1 protein-coding gene is annotated in these 244 nt (G+C 38.1%); it reads right to left on the reverse strand.

The features are described from left to right. Positions 1–46: 46 nt before the first annotated feature. Positions 47–244, reverse strand: a 198-nt coding sequence (locus AC3II9_RS22350) for a hypothetical protein (RefSeq protein ID WP_489158956.1), incomplete at its 5' end; no start/stop codon positions are given.

Here is a 244-nt window from a genome sequence, read left to right on the forward strand (position 1 = left end):
TCTCTTGCGGTTTTCTATGTCAGACATCAAAAACAGTTAGCGATGACTAGTTCAGAAGATCAATGAGTAGATGACAGTAATGATATATAAGTAAAGATGACATGTCGTAGCCATCGGTTTGCATCACAGCTATAAACACAAAACAACAGGAGAAAATATCAACATATGCAACATAGGCGTGAGGCGAACAGATTAAGAATGGTTCATGGACTGTAATGCATACCTCTAAGATTTTCAGGCCTTG

It is taken from the genome of Lysinibacillus sp. RU7 (genome assembly GCF_057837305.1).